At 66.6% G+C, this 16,612-nt stretch carries 18 protein-coding genes; 10 read left to right on the forward strand and 8 right to left on the reverse strand.

The window, feature by feature from the left end:
- Positions 1–131 precede the first annotated feature (131 nt).
- The 5 genes from RMN95_RS04700 to RMN95_RS04720 are packed head-to-tail and all read left to right on the forward strand — an operon-like array spanning position 132 to position 3,737.
- Positions 132–623 (forward strand): MarR family transcriptional regulator, encoded by a 492-nt coding sequence (locus RMN95_RS04700; protein ID WP_309615794.1) that lies wholly within the window; start codon positions 132–134, stop codon positions 621–623.
- Positions 616–1,611: a putative sulfate exporter family transporter gene (locus tag RMN95_RS04705; RefSeq protein WP_309615795.1), complete on the forward strand. Its 996-nt coding sequence runs from the start codon at positions 616–618 to the stop codon at positions 1,609–1,611. Before RMN95_RS04700 ends, RMN95_RS04705 begins: the two co-directional genes overlap by 8 nt.
- 39 nt (positions 1,612–1,650) lie before the next feature.
- Entirely contained in the window at positions 1,651–2,355 is a 705-nt protein-coding gene (locus RMN95_RS04710; RefSeq protein ID WP_309615796.1) for an MSMEG_4193 family putative phosphomutase, read from the forward strand.
- Between the two features lie 12 nt (positions 2,356–2,367).
- On the forward strand, positions 2,368–2,934 hold the full coding sequence (locus RMN95_RS04715; RefSeq protein ID WP_309615797.1) for a DUF3090 domain-containing protein: 567 nt from the start codon (positions 2,368–2,370) through the stop codon (positions 2,932–2,934).
- 2 nt (positions 2,935–2,936) lie between these two features.
- On the forward strand, positions 2,937–3,737 hold the full coding sequence (locus RMN95_RS04720) for an SCO1664 family protein (protein ID WP_309615798.1): 801 nt from the start codon (positions 2,937–2,939) through the stop codon (positions 3,735–3,737).
- Positions 3,738–3,764: 27 nt separating this feature from the next.
- Here the strand turns inward: RMN95_RS04720 and RMN95_RS04725 are convergent, their stop codons facing one another.
- The 8 genes from RMN95_RS04725 to RMN95_RS04760 form a co-directional block, all read right to left on the reverse strand.
- Positions 3,765–4,682, reverse strand: coding sequence for a cation diffusion facilitator family transporter (locus tag RMN95_RS04725; protein WP_309615799.1), 918 nt, complete (start codon positions 4,680–4,682; stop codon positions 3,765–3,767).
- A gap of 35 nt (positions 4,683–4,717) precedes the next feature.
- Positions 4,718–6,493 carry an ABC-F family ATP-binding cassette domain-containing protein gene (locus RMN95_RS04730; protein ID WP_309615800.1) on the reverse strand — a complete coding sequence of 592 codons (1,776 nt, stop codon included), beginning with the start codon at positions 6,491–6,493 and terminating at the stop codon, positions 4,718–4,720.
- A 290-nt stretch (positions 6,494–6,783) separates the two neighbouring features.
- Positions 6,784–7,704 (reverse strand): hypothetical protein, encoded by a 921-nt coding sequence (locus RMN95_RS04735; protein WP_309615801.1) that lies wholly within the window; start codon positions 7,702–7,704, stop codon positions 6,784–6,786.
- Positions 7,705–7,931: 227 nt separating this feature from the next.
- On the reverse strand, positions 7,932–8,111 hold the full coding sequence (locus tag RMN95_RS04740) for a hypothetical protein (protein ID WP_309615802.1): 180 nt from the start codon (positions 8,109–8,111) through the stop codon (positions 7,932–7,934).
- Between the two features lie 103 nt (positions 8,112–8,214).
- The gene (locus tag RMN95_RS04745) at positions 8,215–9,801 is read right to left on the reverse strand and encodes a molybdopterin-dependent oxidoreductase (protein ID WP_309615803.1); all 1,587 of its coding nucleotides are present in this window, start codon (positions 9,799–9,801) and stop codon (positions 8,215–8,217) included.
- A 75-nt stretch (positions 9,802–9,876) separates the two neighbouring features.
- Positions 9,877–10,551 (reverse strand): sugar transferase, encoded by a 675-nt coding sequence (locus RMN95_RS04750; protein WP_309615804.1) that lies wholly within the window; start codon positions 10,549–10,551, stop codon positions 9,877–9,879.
- Between the two features lie 2 nt (positions 10,552–10,553).
- A complete protein-coding gene (locus RMN95_RS04755; protein ID WP_309615805.1) occupies positions 10,554–11,762 on the reverse strand; it encodes a UDP-N-acetylglucosamine 4,6-dehydratase in 1,209 nt (402 codons plus the stop codon).
- A complete protein-coding gene (locus tag RMN95_RS04760) occupies positions 11,762–12,973 on the reverse strand; it encodes a DegT/DnrJ/EryC1/StrS family aminotransferase (RefSeq protein WP_309615806.1) in 1,212 nt (403 codons plus the stop codon). Before RMN95_RS04760 ends, RMN95_RS04755 begins: the two co-directional genes overlap by 1 nt.
- A 44-nt stretch (positions 12,974–13,017) precedes the next feature.
- On the opposite strand from RMN95_RS04760, the gene RMN95_RS04765 reads away from it, so the two are divergent.
- The 5 genes from RMN95_RS04765 to RMN95_RS04785 all read left to right on the forward strand — a co-directional run.
- Positions 13,018–13,809 carry an MTAP family purine nucleoside phosphorylase gene (locus RMN95_RS04765; protein WP_309615807.1) on the forward strand — a complete coding sequence of 264 codons (792 nt, stop codon included), beginning with the start codon at positions 13,018–13,020 and terminating at the stop codon, positions 13,807–13,809.
- Complete coding sequence (locus RMN95_RS04770; RefSeq protein WP_309615808.1) at positions 13,806–14,849, forward strand: NAD-dependent epimerase/dehydratase family protein; 1,044 nt, start codon at positions 13,806–13,808, stop codon at positions 14,847–14,849. Before RMN95_RS04765 ends, RMN95_RS04770 begins: the two co-directional genes overlap by 4 nt.
- A 440-nt stretch (positions 14,850–15,289) precedes the next feature.
- Positions 15,290–15,436 carry a hypothetical protein gene (locus RMN95_RS04775; protein WP_309615809.1) on the forward strand — a complete coding sequence of 49 codons (147 nt, stop codon included), beginning with the start codon at positions 15,290–15,292 and terminating at the stop codon, positions 15,434–15,436.
- A 316-nt stretch (positions 15,437–15,752) separates the two neighbouring features.
- Positions 15,753–16,220, forward strand: a complete 468-nt coding sequence (locus RMN95_RS04780) for a VOC family protein (RefSeq protein ID WP_309615810.1) — start codon at positions 15,753–15,755, stop codon at positions 16,218–16,220.
- Between the two features lie 139 nt (positions 16,221–16,359).
- The coding region (locus RMN95_RS04785) for an SdpI family protein (protein WP_309615811.1) at positions 16,360–16,612 on the forward strand (253 nt) is incomplete at its 3' end.

Genomic DNA, 16,612 nt, shown 5'->3' on the forward strand with positions numbered 1-16,612 from the left:
AAGTGCTGGTGGGTGAAATCTCCTTCATTTGGCCGAGGGGACGAGCGGCAGACGAGCGGCAGACGCCCGAGAGGACCGGCCGCGGACGGGGATGCGGGCGGCCGGTCACCCGCAGCAGCGATAATTGACGGATGCCCACCAACGACGAAGTCGACCGCATCGTCGACGGCTGGTCGCGTGAGCGGCCCGACCTCGACTTCTCGCCTCTGCAGGTGCTCTCGCGGGTGGGACGGCTCGCCCGCCACCTGGAGAGAGCACGCAAGACCTCGTTCGAGGCATCCAACCTCGAGTTATGGGAATTCGACGTGCTCTCGGCCCTGCGTCGCGCGGGTGCCCCCTACCAACTGAGCCCCAAGACACTGCTGCAGCAGACCCTCGTCTCCAGCGGCACCATGACCAATCGCATCGACCGGCTGGTCAGCCGCGAGCTCGTGGAACGCCGCACCGACCCCGACGATGGCCGCGGCATCCTCGTTGTCATGACAGGCCTCGGCCGGGAAAGAGTGGATGCCGCGATCCGCACGCTGCTCGTCGCGGAACGGGAACTGCTCGAGCGGCTGCCCAAAGCCGACCAGGAACGACTCAGCGCACTCCTGCGCAAGCTGAGCCTCGACTTTGACTAGGAACCTTCCCGGTATCGCCCTGGCTCTTGCCGCCGTCGGGCTCGCGAGCTTTGCGCACCTGACCCTGCCGTGGGCACCCACACTCACGGCGTGCGTCGTCCTCGGCGTGGTCGTCACCTCGCTCCCGTGGCCCGCCCGCGTGCGGGAGATACTGCAACCGGGGCTCGCCGCCTCGGCCCGCCGGTTGCTGCGCATCGGCATCGTGCTGCTCGGCCTGAAATTGAGCCTGGTTGACATTGCCGACCTCGGTTGGCTCGTGCTCGGGATGATCGTGCTCATCGTCGCGGCAACCTTCGCCCTGACGCTCGGGATGGGCAGGCTCCTCCGCCTACCGGGCGACCAGCCCCTGCTGATCGCCGCCGGATTCTCGGTCTGCGGGGCATCCGCAATCGGAGCGATGAGCGGGGTCACCCGGTCGAAGGACGCCGACCAGGCCACCCCGATCGCCCTCGTCACGCTGTGCGGCACACTCGCCATCGCGGTGCTGCCCGCGCTGCAACCGGTGCTGGGGCTCGATGCCGAGCAGTTCGGCATGTGGACCGGCGCGAGCGTGCACGACGTCGGACAGGTCGTCGCAACCGCCCAGATCGCCGGGCCCTCGGCGCTCGCCATCGCCGTCGTCGTGAAGCTGACCCGGGTCGCTCTGCTCGCCCCCATGGTCGCGATCACCGGGCTGGTGCTGAAGCGCGAGGGCGACGGACGGCGACCGGCCCTCGTGCCACTGTTTCTGGTCGGCTTCATGGTGGCGGTGCTGGTGCGCACGGTCATCCCGCTGCCCGACGCGGTGCTGCAGGTCGCAGATACCGCCCAACTCGTGCTGCTCGGCGTGGCGTTGTTCGGGCTCGGGGCGGCGATCCGCGTGGGCACACTGATGCGCACCGGACCCAGGCCGCTGGCCGTTGCGGCGATCTCGTGGGTCGCGATCGCCGCCCTGTCGCTCGGGGCCGTGGCCGTAGCCACCGCCGCGGGAGTGCCCGCCCTGCGCTGACTGGGCGGCGCCGGCAGCCTGACGGCCTAGGCTCGATCCATGGCCACAGTCATCCTGGTGAGGCACGGACGGACCACCGCGAACGTGTCGGGTCTGCTCGCGGGGCGCACTCCCGGCGTCGAACTAGACGAAGCGGGCACCAGCCAGGCCATCCGCACTGCGCAACGCCTCGCCGTCGTTCCTCTCGTGGCGGTCGTCTCGAGTCCGCTGGAACGGTGCGCACAGACCGCTCGCCACATCCTTGAGGCGCAGACAACCACGCCCACCGCCATAGTCGACGACGCCATCACCGAGTGCGACTACGGCGACTGGCAGGGCCAGCTGCTCTCCCTGCTTTCGCTGGAGGAACTCTGGGCGGTGGTTCAGACCCAGCCCTCGGCCGCGATATTTCCCGGAGGCGAGTCGCTCTCGACGATGCAGGCACGATCGGTCGGCGCCATCCGACGCTGGGATGCCGCGCTTGAAGCCGAACACGGGCCTGGCGCCGTCTGGGTTGCCGTGAGCCACGGCGACGTCATCAAGTCGGTTCTTGCCGACGCGCTGGGGATGCATCTCGACCTGTTCCAGCGGATTACCGTGGCCCCGGCATCCATCTCCATCATTCGCTACGGGACGATGCGACCGACCGTGATCGCCATGAATGCGGACTCGGGTGACCTGTCGTGGTTGAAACAGAGCGCTTCGGCCGCCGATGCGCCGGTCGGCGGAGGCGCCGGGGCCGATGCGATTCCGTCAGCGGGCTAGTAAAATATTGGTATGCCCACCCTCGTGCACGAACTCGATTGGCCGGATCGCGTCGTCATCGGCACGGTGGGCGCGCCCGGGTCGCGCACCTTCTATCTTCAGGCTCGGTCGGGACGCCGGATCGTCAGCATCGCCCTCGAAAAGCAGCAGTCTGCCGGCCTCGCCGAAAAGATCGACGAGCTGCTCGACCAGCTGATGGCGACTGACGGAAATCCCTTCAGTGTTCCCGCAACGACACCCATCGAGCTCGTCGACAACGACCCGCTGGATCAGCCCGTGGATGAGCAGTTTCGCACCGGTGGGATCACTCTTGGCTGGGATCGCACGCGGGCCCAGGTCGTGATCGAGGCGTTCCCGGTCATCGAGATCGAGATCGACGCAGACACCGACCTCGAGCGCCTCGAACTGATCGAGGTGGAGCCATCCGAGATGCTTCTGCTGAGGATGCCTGTCGGCACCGCGCGCGCGTTCGCGAAGCGGGCCCTGGAAGTAGTGGGCGCCGGTCGGCCACTGTGCCCGTTCTGCGCCGAACCAATGGATGCCGACGACCATTCCTGCATTCCACCCGACACCTGGTGAGCATGCCCGAGCACGAACTCGGTGCGACCGAGCCGGGTCTCGACGACCTCCTCCTCACCGGGGAACTCGAACTGGTGGGCCGCATCACGACGGCCTCGAACGCGACGTTCCTGGCGAGCATCCACGGCACCAGGGTGGTCTACAAACCGATCGCGGGCGAACGCGAACTCTGGGACTTTCCCGACGGCACCCTTGCGGGCCGCGAGGTCGCGGCGTACCTCGTCTCTGAGGCGTTGGGCTGGGGCGTCGTGCCACGAACCTGGCTGCGTGACGGACCCGCGGGAGAGGGCATGGTGCAACTCTGGCAGGAGTGCGCGCCCGACCAGGACGCCGTCGATCTCGTTGCCACCGCCGACGTACCCGAGCAGGGATGGCGCCCCGTTTTCGATGGTCGCGACGAGAATGACCGCGCGGTTTCGCTCATCCATGAGGACTCTCCGGCGCTTCGTCGGATGGCGGTTTTCGACATCGTTGCCAATAATGCCGACCGCAAGGGAGCGCACGTGCTGCCCGTGGACGGCGGTCACCGCTACGGATGCGATCATGGGCTCACCTTCCATGCTGAGCACAAATTGCGCACCGTTCTGTGGGGATGGATCGGCGAGGCGCTCACCACGGACGAGTTGGCCGGCGTTGCAAGAGTTCGGGCAGCCCTCGATGGCGAGTTGGGCGACGCTCTCTCGCCGCTGCTGACCGAGCCCGAGATCGCGGCACTCGCGCGACGATGCGACAGGCTCCGGTCGTCGGGTCAGTTTCCTGGCCCCCAGGGGCTGATGCCCGCGGTGCCGTGGCCGCTGTTCTGACCCTGGCCCGTGGGGGCGTAGGTCGATTTAGTCGTGGGTGGGATGCTCGTGGGCGCCATGCCCGGCAGGCTCGAGCTGGAACGTGGAATGCTCGATCTGCACGGCGAAATGCTCGGCGACGCAGTGCTGCAGGGCATCCAGCATCTGGGCCGTGTGCCCGTCATAGAAGCAGGAATCCTCCACCACCACGTGTGCCGTGAGCACCGGCAGCCCGGTCGCGATCTGGCTTACATGCAGGTCGTGAACGGCCGTCACATGGTCGAGCTCGAGCAGGTGATCGCGCACCGAATCCAGGTCGATGCCCTTCGGAGTCGACTCGAGCAGCACGTTGGTGGAGTCGCGTAGCAACAGCACCGCGCGCGGCACGATCAGTGCGCCGATCAGGATCGCCGCGATCGCATCCGCCAGCTGGAACCCGGTGAGCGTGATCACGATCGCCGCCACGATCACCGCGACCGAACCGAGCGCGTCGTTCACGACCTCGAGAAAGGCGGCGCGCATATTCAGATTGGTGCCGCGGTGCCCTGCCAGTATGACGATGGATGCCACATTGCCGAGCAGCCCGATCACGCCGAAGATCACCAACTGCCCACCCGCGATCTCGGGCGGGTTGATGAGGCGTTGCACGGCTTCGACCACCACGAAGATTCCCACCGCGAGCAGCACGGCGGCCTGGGCCGTGGCACCCAGGACCTCGCTGCGCGCAAACCCCCAGGTGCGTTTGGCGCTGGTCGGGCGACCGGCAAGGGTCGCCGCGATGAGTGCGATGGTGAGTCCACCGGCGTCGGTGAGCATATGCGCAGCATCCACGAGCAGGGCGAGGCTGCCCGTGATGATCGCGCCGACCACCTCGGCGATGAGCACAGCGGCAGTAATACCCAGCGCGGCCACCAGTCGTGGCCGGCTCGAGGAGGCGCCGCCGGGTACGCCGTGATCGTGTGACATCGTGCTCACCATTCTTCCGCACCGGATGCCGGGTGCTAGCCGAGCAGCTCTTCGAGCTCGAGCCATCGCAGCTCCAGTTCGGACTGCGCGGCCTCCACCGCCTGCAGCTCCTTGCTGATTGCGCCGAGGCCCACATAATCACCCTGGTCGTGCGCCGCGAGCCTGAGGTGCAGTTCGGCGATTTGGCCGGTGTACTTCTCCAGTTTCCGGCCGGCTGCGGCGAACTCCTTCTGCGCAGCGCGAAGCTCGGCGCCACCGAGTTTCGGTTCGGCCTTCGTCATCGCGGGCGGGGCACTCGCCGCCCTGTCCTGCGCGGCCCGCAGTTCGAGATACTGGTCGACCCCGCGCGGCAGGTGCCGCAGCGATCCATTCATCACCGCGTACTGCTGGTCGGTGACGCGCTCCACCAGGTACCGATCGTGGCTCACGACCAGCAGGGTACCCGGGTAGGTGTCGAGCAGGTCTTCGATGGCCGCGAGCATGTCGGTATCGAGATCGTTGGTGGGCTCATCCAGAATCAGCACATTCGGTTCAGACAGCAGGATGAGCAGCAGCTGCAGCCGACGCTTCTGCCCGCCCGACAGATCTTTCACCTGGGTGCTGAGCTGCGCACTCGCGAAACCGACGCGTTCGAGCATCTGGCTCGGCGTCATCTCTTTTCCGCCGGTGATGTACGTGCTTTTCTGGCGGGAGATAACATCGCTGACGCGGTCATTCCACACATCTTCCAGCTCGGCCAGCTGCTGGGTAAGGGTGGCAACCTTGATCGTCTTGCCACGCTTCACCTTCCCAGTGGTGGGCAGAAGCGTGCCTCCGACGAGCGAAAGCAGCGTGCTCTTGCCCGCCCCGTTGACGCCGAGGATTCCGGTGCGCTCGCCCGGGGCAATGCGCCACGTGACATCCTTCAGCACCCCCTTCTCGCCGTAGGAGACCGACACGTTCTCGAGATCGACCACATCTTTACCGAGTCGCTGCATGGCCATGGATGCGAGGCTCACACTGTCGCGGGCCGGCGGCTCGTTAGCGATCAACTCGTTGGCCGCGTCGATGCGGAACTTGGGTTTCGCGGTGCGCGCGGGAGCACCGCGACGCAGCCATGCCAGTTCCTTCTTCATGAGGTTCTGGCGCTTCGATTCCATCGTCGCGGCCATCTGGTCGCGCTCCACCCGCTGAAGGATGTATGCCGCGTATCCGCCCTCGAACGGCTCGATCAGCTGGTCGTGCACCTCCCAGGTGGCCGTGCAGATCTCGTCGAGGAACCACCGGTCGTGGGTCACCACCACGAGCCCGCCGGCGTTCGACGACCAGCGCCGCTTGAGGTGACGGGCCAGCCACGTGATGCCCTCGACGTCGAGGTGGTTGGTGGGCTCATCCAGGAAAATGACGTCGTGGTCGCCGATCAGCAGGGCCGCGAGCGCGACCCGCCGGCGCTGGCCACCACTCAGGTCGTCGACGAGGGATTCCCACGGGATATCGGCGATCAGCCCCGCGATGACGTCGCGCACCTGCGGGTCGCCCGCCCACACGTGCTCATCGATCTCTCCGATGACCGTCTGGTGCACCGTGAGGGAGCCGTCCAACTCGTCGGACTGGTCGAGCATGGCCAGCGTCACCCCACCACGGCGGGTGACACGGCCGGCGTCCGGCTCGAGTCGGCCCGCCAGCATCCGGAGCAGGGTCGATTTGCCGTCACCGTTACGACCGACGATGCCGATGCGATCGCCTTCATCGAGCCCGATCGTGATCTTGTCGAAAATGATGCGGGTCGGATATTCAAGGTGAAGCGCTTCAGCGCCGAGAAGATGTGCCACTCGCGCAAGCCTATCCGCGCCGCGCGCTCACTTCCTGCGGGGGGCGTCGCCCGCGTGGGCGGGACCTGCGGAGGAGGGCGCCAGCGGGCGCTGCGGAGGCGGACCTGCGCCGCGCCTCACTCGGGCCGCGACGGCCGCGCCCGCCGCCCACCGTGCACGCTTGGCCCCATCTCGGCCCGTCGGAGTGCAGTCGTGGCCCTGCGCGCGGATGACAGAGGGCCACAACTGCCTTCTGAGTTGCGGATCTGGGCGCGGTCACGCATCCAGGGTCCACGACCGCCTGCACCTCGTCAGGCAACTGCCCGCTCGCGCAGCGCGTCCCTGACGAGAGTCACCAGCAGCGTTGGATGCCGCAGCCTCGGCGCAGTGACCAGGATCACCTTCCAACCAGCGCGCTCAAACAGCTCCCGGCGACCGATGTCATCCTCAAACACCGCCGGATCCAGCCAGTGCCCGCTGCCCTGGTACTCAATCGCGATCTTTTCTGCGACGTACGCCAGGTCTGGGGTGCCGACGAAATACCCCTCGTGATAGACGGTGTAGCCCACGACCGGCTCGGGCAGGCCGCCGCGAACAAGCACGAGGCGTGTCTCCGTTTCGGGAGGTGAATCGGTTCCCGGCCTCACCTCCAGCAGCGCGCTCCTCGCGAGCGGGCCGCCTCGGCGTGCCGCGTGAGCCGCCTCGATCATGGCGTCGAGGGTCGAGAAAGGCAGCTTGCGCCGCACCATGAAGTCCCCCGCGACAATGAGTTCGTTGAGAGTGAGTAGCGAAGCAACCTGCGCCCACGCGACCGCGGGGTCGACGACCGGCATCCCAAGAACGGTGCGCATCACCCAGTCGTCCATTCGATGGCCGCGCACTCCGCGCCGCCGGGGCGGCTGCCGACCGGCGGGCACGCCCACATCGAGCCGCAGGTCGGCGCGAACCCGGTGAGGCAGAGGGATGCCGTACAGCGCTGCCGCTGTCACATTGCTGAAGCAAAACTTGGCTGGCGCAATGGCCGCAAAGGCCCTGCATCGCTGGACGAGGTCGTGGTGCTGGCGCGCGAACGGGTCGGCAGTCGAAATCGGGACGGGGATCGACCGGCCACCTCGAAAGGGCGACTGAAGGTCACGGGCGCGCAGCCGCTTGCGTGACACGCCTGCCCGCAGTGCCTCTGGAACGGAAAACGCGTCGCCTAACTCAGCGGGAATTCGAGACGGTGTGGGCACCCCGACAGTGTGGCCGATTGCCCACTCGTCGGTGCGATTCCTCCCCACCCTCCGCGAATCCGCCTAAGCCGGAGCCCAGGCCAGAAGTCAGAGCGCAGTTGTGGCGCCCGTCTGACGGGTCACTGGGCGCCAACTGCACTCTCACCGGAGATGAGCGGCAGCGGCGCGGCGGCGCGGCGCGGCGGGAGCGCGCGGCGCGGCAGCGCGGCGGCGCAAGCGCGCGGCGGCTACTGCGCCAGGGTCGCGATGCCGACGATGGCGACGATGATTCCGGACCACAGCACGGCGGAGGCGGCAAGCACAATGAGCCACCCCTGGCCGCGGCGGCTGATCGCGGACTCGTCCCCCGATGACTCCGCAGCGCGCTCGCTCGCTCGCACGGGCCTGTGCTGGACAGTGCTTGACATACGACCCCCGTGTTCGCGGGCAACCTCGCGGCCCGGACTAACCGTATGGCGCCACGCGCGGCGGGCAAGAGTCCCAATAGTGGGGCCAGACACACCCGCAATCCTACGCCACTGTCACCGTGACCGTGTGATATCCCTCGGAACCGTTGGGCGCCACGGGCACGCGATTCTCGCGCTGGGTGTCGTTCGGTGCGCCCGTCGCGCGCACGGCGATGGTGTGGCTGCCGCTGGGCGCATCCCACGGTAAAAACCACTGGCGCCAGGTGTCGATCGAGATGGCCTCGGCCAGGGTCGCCGGTTGCCACGCGCCGTCGTCGACTCGCACTTCGACCCTTTCCACCCCGCGGTGCTGGGCCCAGGCCACACCGGCAATGGCGACGGTTCCGGCGCTGACTGAGGTTCCGCTGGCGGGCACGTCGATTCGGGATGCCGTCTTCACGGGCCCGAGTGCCGACCAGCCGCGCGGAGTCCAGTACCCCATGTCGGCGGCAAAGGTGGTCACTTTCAGCGAGACGATCCACTTGGTGGCGGATACGTATCCGTACAGCCCGGGAACCACCATCCGCACCGGAAAGCCATGCTCGATGGGCAGGGGTTCGCCGTTCATCCCCACCGCGAGCAGCGACTGGCGGTCGTCTTCGAGCAGCACATCGAGCGGGGTTCCGGCGGTGAAGCCGTCGATGCTGGTTGACAAAACCATGTCTGCTCCAGCCTGCGGCCCGGCCCGCTTCAGCAGCTCGCGAATGGGGTAGCCGAGCCAGGTTGCGTTGCCGACCAGGTCACCGCCCACCTCGTTCGAGACGCACATCAGCGTGACGGAGTGCTCGGTCATGGGCAGGGCGAGCAACTCGTCGAAGCCGATTTCGATCTCATTGTCGACCATTCCCGTGATCCTGAGCTTCCAGGTGGAGGCGTCGATCACGGGCACCTGCAGGGCCGTGTCGATGCGATAGAAGGTGTCGTTGGCCGAGATGAGGGGGGAGATACCCGGGATGTCGAGCTCGGCTGCCACGGGGATCGCCGGCGCGGCGGTGGTCGGCTTGGGCAGCACAAGCGCGTCCCGAACGACGTTGACGGCGGCCGTTCCGGCGTTCAGCGCTCGGGCTCCGAGGCCGATGACGACGGCCCCCGCGGCGGTGCCGCCCAGCAGGACGAAGAAACGACGACGGGTGAGCGACACTCGCGTCGCCGCCCGGTTCGACTGGAGCCCGGGGGTGATGGGCACGGGGACGGGGGCCGTGGCTTCCACCCAGTCCCGCAGCTTAGTGGCGGTGGCCCGAAGCACGAGTATTCCGGCGAAGACCCCAGCCAGTGAGGGCAGCGCCCACAACGGGCCTGCTCCGGCCCGGGAGGCTACGGCGATGACCGAGACGAGGCCCACGGTGGCGAGGGCGATCAATCCCGTCGGCGGCCGACGGTACTGCAGCATCCCAATAACCACAGCCAGCACCAGCACGAGCAGCCCGAGACCCACGAACAGCGCGACCTTATCGCCGGTGCCGAACAGCGAGATCACGAGTTCTTTGACCCACGCCGGCACCAGGTCGACCACGGCTGAACCGACGGCGAAGAGGGGGCTGCTGCCAGGAGTGGCCATGAATGCGGCGAACGCTTCGGCCACGGCGAGGGTGACGACGGCCGCTAGCACGCCGGTCACCGCGGCCCACAGGGTGACGCGCCGCCGATTCATAGTCGTGATGCTAACGCGTGTAGCCGGTGAACGAGCCGGGATCCCCGCAGAGGTCTGCGTTCTGTAAGGACTGCCTCAGTGGTCCATCCAGCCGGGTCGCGGTGGCAGATCCGGGAATCTGCGATACACGAGGTCGGACTCCGGCCGGAGCACGGCGTGCACTGTGAGGACCATGAGCTGGGCATCCAGCCAGAGTGAGTGATGGTCGAGGTACCACATCTCGAGCGCACCCTTATAGGGCGCGATCTTTTGGCCGTAGAACTCGCGCGGGTCGACGCCGTCTCGAGACAGCAGCCTCTCCTCGTCGCGGAACACGATCGAGCCGATACCGGTTACGCCGGGCCGCACCTCGTAGATGCGCTCGCGCACGACCGGCGGGTATACGTCGAAGTCGACCTGCATTTGCGGTCGCGGCCCCACGAAACTCATGTCTCCGATGAGCACGTTGATCAGCTGCGGCAGCTCGTTGATCTTGGTGGCGCGCAGCCCGTGGCCGAGCGGCGTGACACGCGGGTCGCCGCGCACCGTGAGGCTGCCGGTGCCCATATTCGGGCTGTTTTTCAGCATCGTCGCGAACTTGAGAATGCCGAAGGTGCCGTTCTGGAATCCGATGCGCTTCTGGCGGTAGAACACCTCGCCCTCGCCGGTAAGCCGCAGCGCGAGCATCACCGGCAGCAGCAGCGGGGTCAGCACCGTAAGCGCGATGCCGGCAACCAGCACGTCGAAGAACCTCTTGAAGAATCCGCCCACGGTCACATCTTCGTATCCAGGCTTTTGCCGGTTTCCACATGTTGGAAGCTCGGCACGAGCCTGGTCAGGGTCTCAATGATGGCGCTTTTGTGCAGCTCGGGCTGGCCGAACAGTTCGCGAAGGTCGGTGATGGTCGACCGGATGCCCGCCACATCGTTGCCCGTCACACCAGCGATCACCCCCAGGGCCGAGAAGCGCGCGTGGTCGACGTCCTCGTCGGCGGTGAAGAACTCCTCGAATGGCTTCTCGCCCGAGGTCTCGGAGGCGAAGTAGTACACCGGCCACGTTGCCTCCTCGGGGCGACGCCGCGCGGCGGCTTCCCGTGCCTCATCCTCGGTGGCCGTGGGGGTGGGCGTGTACCCCAGTTCGCGCACCAGTGCGTCGGCGATGGTGGAGAAGGTGAGCATCCTGGGCTCGTCCAATTCGGGAAAGAAGATTTCGCCGGGCGCGCCCATGACGCAGGCGAGCAGGCACAGTTGCCCGCTCTCGGCGGGCGACACGAAATAGCGTCGCACGTCGTGCGGGGCCGACAGCGGCTGGCCTCTGGCGATGCGCTCCATAAACCCGGCGAGCAGGCTGCCGTTGGAGAATGCGACATTGGCGAAGCGCGCGGTCACGGCGGGTAGCCGCGTCGAGTAGGCGAGCACCGCCTCCTCCATGAGCTTCTTGGAGGCGCCCATCACGTTGGCGGGGTTGGCCGCCTTATCGGTCGATACACAGAAGAAATGCTGCGGTGGATGCTCGAGCAGCAGATCGAGCAGCGCCACCGTGTTCATCACATTGTTCTCGAGCATCGCCTCGATCGAGTAGCGATCCTTCTCGCTGCGCACATGCTTATGGGCGGCAAAGTGGGCAACCACATCGAAGGGGCCCTCGCGTCGGAACATCCTCGCGAACACGGGGTCGCCGAAGCTGATCGGGTAGGTCTTGAAGTTCTCGGGCACGAACTGTCCGGCCGTCGACCGCAGGTCGCGGGTCAGCTCGGTGAGAGAGTTCTCGCTGAGGTCGACGACGTAGAGCCGCGCCGGCTCAAACGGCAGCAGCGCCCGGATGAACGACGAGCCGATCGTGCCGGCTCCCCCGATGACGAGCACCGAGCGCCCGGCGATGGCGGCCCGCAACTCGTCGGCGTGCGCGGCGAGGTCGGCGGCAAACAGCGATTCGTCGCGGCCGGTGACATGCTTCGCGATGAAGGCGTCGAGGTCGAACATCACAGCGTGCTCTCGACCGACTCGATCACGACCCGAATCACCTCGGCAACCTGCTCGTCGGTGAGCCCGTTGTACAGCGGCAGCGTGATTTCGTTGGAGTACAGCTCCAGCGTCTTCGGGTAGTCGGCGATCTCGTAGCCGCGACTCTTGAACAGCGTGAGCATCGGCATCGGGATGTAGTGCACGTTCACGCCGACGCCGCGATCCGCGATTACCTGGATGATGGCATCCCGAGTCGACTCGTTTGCCCCGGCGATGCGCAGCATGTAAAGGTGGCACGAGCTCTCGCGCTCGCTGTTTTTCGAGACCGGCAGCAGAGCCCAGTCGCGCCCGGCGAACCCGGCCTGGTACTGGGCGAAAATGCGCTTGCGATCCGGCAGCAGCGTCGACTCGTACTTGCGGATCTGCGCGAGCCCGATCGCGGCACCGATGTCGGGCATGTTCACCTTCATGCCCTGGTCGATGATGTCGTAGCGCCAGGCTCCAGGCTGGTTCTTCTCGAACGCGCTCTTGGTCTGGCCGTTGAGGGCGAAGGCGCGCAGGAACAGGTATTCGGCATCGTTATCGAACGGCTCGGGCAGGTTGATGCAGATCGCGCCGCCCTCGCCGGTGGTGATGTTCTTGACCGAGTGCAGCGAGAACACCGTGGCGTCGGCCTGCTGGCCGTTCGGCCGGCCCTGATAGGTCGAACCGATGGAGTGGGCGGCATCCGAGAGCAGCAGGATGCGCCCCAGCTTGCCCTGACGCTCGGTCGTCGCGGTGAACTGTTCCAGCACCGCCGGCTCCGCCAGCACGGCCCGGATGCCGTCGTAATCGGCCGGCCACCCGGCCATGTCGACCGGGATGACGGCTTTCGTCTGTGGAGTGATCGCGGCACGAATCCTGGCGGCCGATATCGTGACGTCGTCATCGACATCCACCATCACGACCGTCGCGCCGAGGTTCATCGCACAGAGTGCAGTCGCGCTGTAGGTGTACGCCGGGATGATGACCTCGTCGCCCGGGCCCACACCGAACCAGTGCAGCATCAGCATCGCGCCGGAGGTCCACGAGTTCACGCACAGCACAGGTGTGCCCGTGATCTTCGTGATCTCGGCCTCGAGCTGGCGCACCTTCGGGCCGGTCGTCAGCCATCCGGTGCCCGTCAGCGCATCGTTCACCTCGGCGACCACGTCGGCGTCGATGAGGGGAAGGGAGAAGGGAATAGGCATAGGGCTCGAATCTACCAAGGAACGGCGGGTGGCAGACTTTAGCCATGAGCAACGCCAGCACATCCATTGCCGTCATCGGCGGTTCGGGCCTGTATTCCCTGTTCGATACGGCTCCCTCCATTATCGAAACTCCCTATGGAGCGGTGGATGTCACCACCGGCGTGCTCGCCGGCCGCAGCGTCGCATTCCTCCCGCGGCACGGGGTCGGGCATACCGCGGCGCCGCACCTCATCAACTACCGTGCAAACATCTGGGCCATCGCCTCCCTCGGAGTCACGGCGATCGTCTCGACCGCCGCGGTCGGTGGGGTCAGCCCGGACTATCCGCCGGGCAGCCTCGTGCTCGCCGACCAGTTCATCGACCGAACCTGGGGGCGTGCAGACACCTTCTATGACCAGGGTTCGGTGCAGCATCTTTCGTCGGCCGACCCGTTCTGCCCCGCGCTGCACGATGTGGCCGCGGAAGCGCTGGCCGGCATCGCCATCCCGGCCGGCACGGTGGTCGTCATCCAGGGGCCGCGATTCTCGACTCGTGCCGAGTCGCTATGGTTTCGCTCCGCCGGCGCCCACATCGTCAATATGACCCTCTACCCGGAGGTGCCGCTCGCCTCCGAGCTGAACATCGGCACCGTCAATCTCGCGTACGTCACCGACGCCGACGCAGCGCCGGCCGAGGAGGAGCTCAGCTCGGCGCTGGTGTTCGCCCGGTTCGCCGAGGCGCAGCCGCGCATCATCGCCGCGCTGGAGTCGATCGTGGCCGCGATCCCCGCGGACTATGCGCCGCGCGAGCTGATCGCACCGGCCGAGGTCGCCGCGGTGCTGGGTCGTTCGGCATGATCCTTATCACCGGCGGGGCCGGGTTCATCGGCGGCGCGATCGTTGCCGCAGCGCTCCAGCGCGGCGAGACCGTGCGGGTGCTCGACTCGCTGCGGGCCGATGTGCACGGCGGGGCACCTGAGCTGCCGACGGGAGTCGAGTTCGTGCGCGGCGACGTTCGGGATGCTGGGGTGGTGGCATCCACTCTCGAAGGGGTTTCGGTTGTCTGCCACCAGGCGGCCAAAGTCGGCCTCGGCGTCGACTTTTCGGATGCGCCCGACTACGTCGGCTCGAACGACCTCGGCACCGCGACCCTGCTCGCCGCCATGACCGCCGCGGGAGTCTCGCGGCTCGTGATGGCAAGTTCGATGGTGGTCTACGGGGAGGGTGCATACTCGGGCGTTCATGGTCTCACTCGGCCGGCGCCGCGCTTGATTTCTGACCTCGACGCCGGTCGCTTCGACCCGCTCGACGCCGACGGAAATCCGCTCGTGCCGGAGCTCATCGACGAAGACGCGCCGCTCGACCCGCGCAACGTCTACGCGGCGACCAAACTGTCGCAGGAGTACCTCGCCAGCTCCTGGACCCGCGCCACCGGTGGCACCGCCGTCGCGCTCCGGTACCACAACGTCTACGGCCCCGGCATGCCGCAGAACACCCCGTACGCCGGTGTTGCCTCGCTGTTCCGCAGCGCCGTGGAGCGCGGCGAGGCGCCGAGGGTGTTCGAGGATGGCGCCCAGCGTCGCGACTTCGTGCACGTTCGGGACATCGCCTCCGCCAACCTCGCCGCCCTCGACTGGACGGCTCCCCCCGGCACGTTCCGCGCGTTCAACGTCGGCAGCGGCATCGTGCACACCATCGGCGAACTGGCACAGCAGGTCAGCCTGCACGCCGGCGGCCGCGCGCCCGTGACCACAGGTGAATACCGGCTCGGCGACGTTCGACACATCACCGCGTCATCCACTCGCCTCAGAAGCGAGCTGGGGTGGATGCCCGCCGTCAGCTTCGACGACGGCATGCGCGAGTTCGCCACCGCCCCACTGCGCCCCGCGGTGCGGTAGCACGTCAACTCGACGCAGCCTCCCTGCCCTGTCGCCGCGGCCCCAGCCCTCTCGCCGCGGCCCCAGCCCCAGCCCCAGCCTGCCTCTGCCTCTGCTCCCCTGCCAAATGAAGGAGATACCGCACGCACCGCCTCCAGCTGCTCAGTTTTAGGGGGGTGGAGGCGATTTCTCCTTCATTTGGCAGTGACCCCGTCCGCCGGATAGCGATGATCGCTGGCGTCGGCCTGCCAGCGGCATCCACTCACCTGCCATCAGAATTGGGGTGGATGCACTTGCCCTAGCGTCCGAAATGACGGAACTTTCACCGACAACCCGGCTCAAACGCCCCATTCCGGGCCATCCGCACTGCCATCTCCGTCATTTCGGACGGTTGCGGTGGTTCGGAAGGTCACCGTTGAGCACGTCCGCAGCGTCGGACCATGTCAGCGGACTATTCGAAAATGAGCCAGCGGTCACAGATTGGCTCAACGGGCAAGCGGGCAACGGGCAAGCGGGCCATCAGAATTAGCCCCCGAAGAGACCTGGTCACGCCAAACCTTCTCGTCGATATCGACTCGAAACAGGAGCCCATCAGGAGAGTCCGCTGAACCGCCGGAGCAGTGCCGAACGTGGCCACACCAGGTCGGCCTCGGCCTCGGCCAGCGCCGACTTCGTCGTCGTGCCTACGAGGTTCAGGAGAAGCCCGTGTCGGGATCGAGGTAGGGGTCGACGACCTCAGCCAAGACCGTAGCGAGCCCAGGCACGGTCGGCCAGATCGTCGGAATCGATGCGGCCCGCGATGTACTCGATCACATCCGAGCGCGCGGCGGGCGAAAGGAAGAGTCTCACCATCTCACCGTCGTGCGGCGCCTCTCGCACCACCGCTTGCCCCTGACAGTGATGTCAGGTTCTAGCGTCGACATCATGAATACACACACGAACGAATCCGCCACGGTCCTTCAACTGCGACTCATTGTGGAGGCGGAGGACTTCGACGCTGCCATCGCCTTCTATCGTGATCCCCTAGGGCTCCCCGAACAGGCTGCATTCGAAGGGGACGGTGACGCCCGCGTCTCGATTCTGGATGCCGGCCGCGCTACCCTCGAAATCTCAAACCCTGCCCAGAAATTGATGATCGACCAGGTTGAGACCGGGGCGCAACAGGGTCCAGGCATCCGGCTGGCATTTGAGGTAACCGACGGACGCGGTGTCACCACCACACTTGCTGCAGCCGGGGCCACCATTATGGGCGAACCACGCGAGACACCGTGGCGACCACTCAATTCCCGACTCGACGCACCCGGCGGATTGCAGTTAGCGGTCTTCGAAGAACTCGAGGGCATATCCGAACGTGCACAACGCGCCGGGTTCGGAACTGCCGACGCGCGGTAACGGCGCCCAGCGAGCATCCCTGATAGGAGGCTCGCTATCGAACTTTCGCTGGATGTCGAAAGGAGTTTCGCTGGCAGGTCTTCCCTTCATCATCAGCCCATTCAGTGCGGCGTTGATATCCTCACGTATGAGTTATGAGATGGATTTGACCGCCTACGTCCTCACTGCCGCGATGCTCCTCGTTGTGGTCGTGACGCAACTCGCGGCATCGGGAAGAATTCAACGCAATGGTTTCGTGGGGATCAGAATTCCGCCCACGATGGCCAGTGATGCCGGGTGGCTAGCAGGCCATAGGGCCGCTCGGGTGCCGTCATGGATTGGCTTTGCTCTCGTCGCGATCGCGGCAGGGTTTGCCCAGTTCATACTGGGGGCCACCACTGTCTGCCTCGTCC

Source organism: Salinibacterium sp. (genome assembly GCF_031364185.1).
Taxonomy (GTDB): Bacteria; Actinomycetota; Actinomycetes; order Actinomycetales; family Microbacteriaceae; genus Rhodoglobus.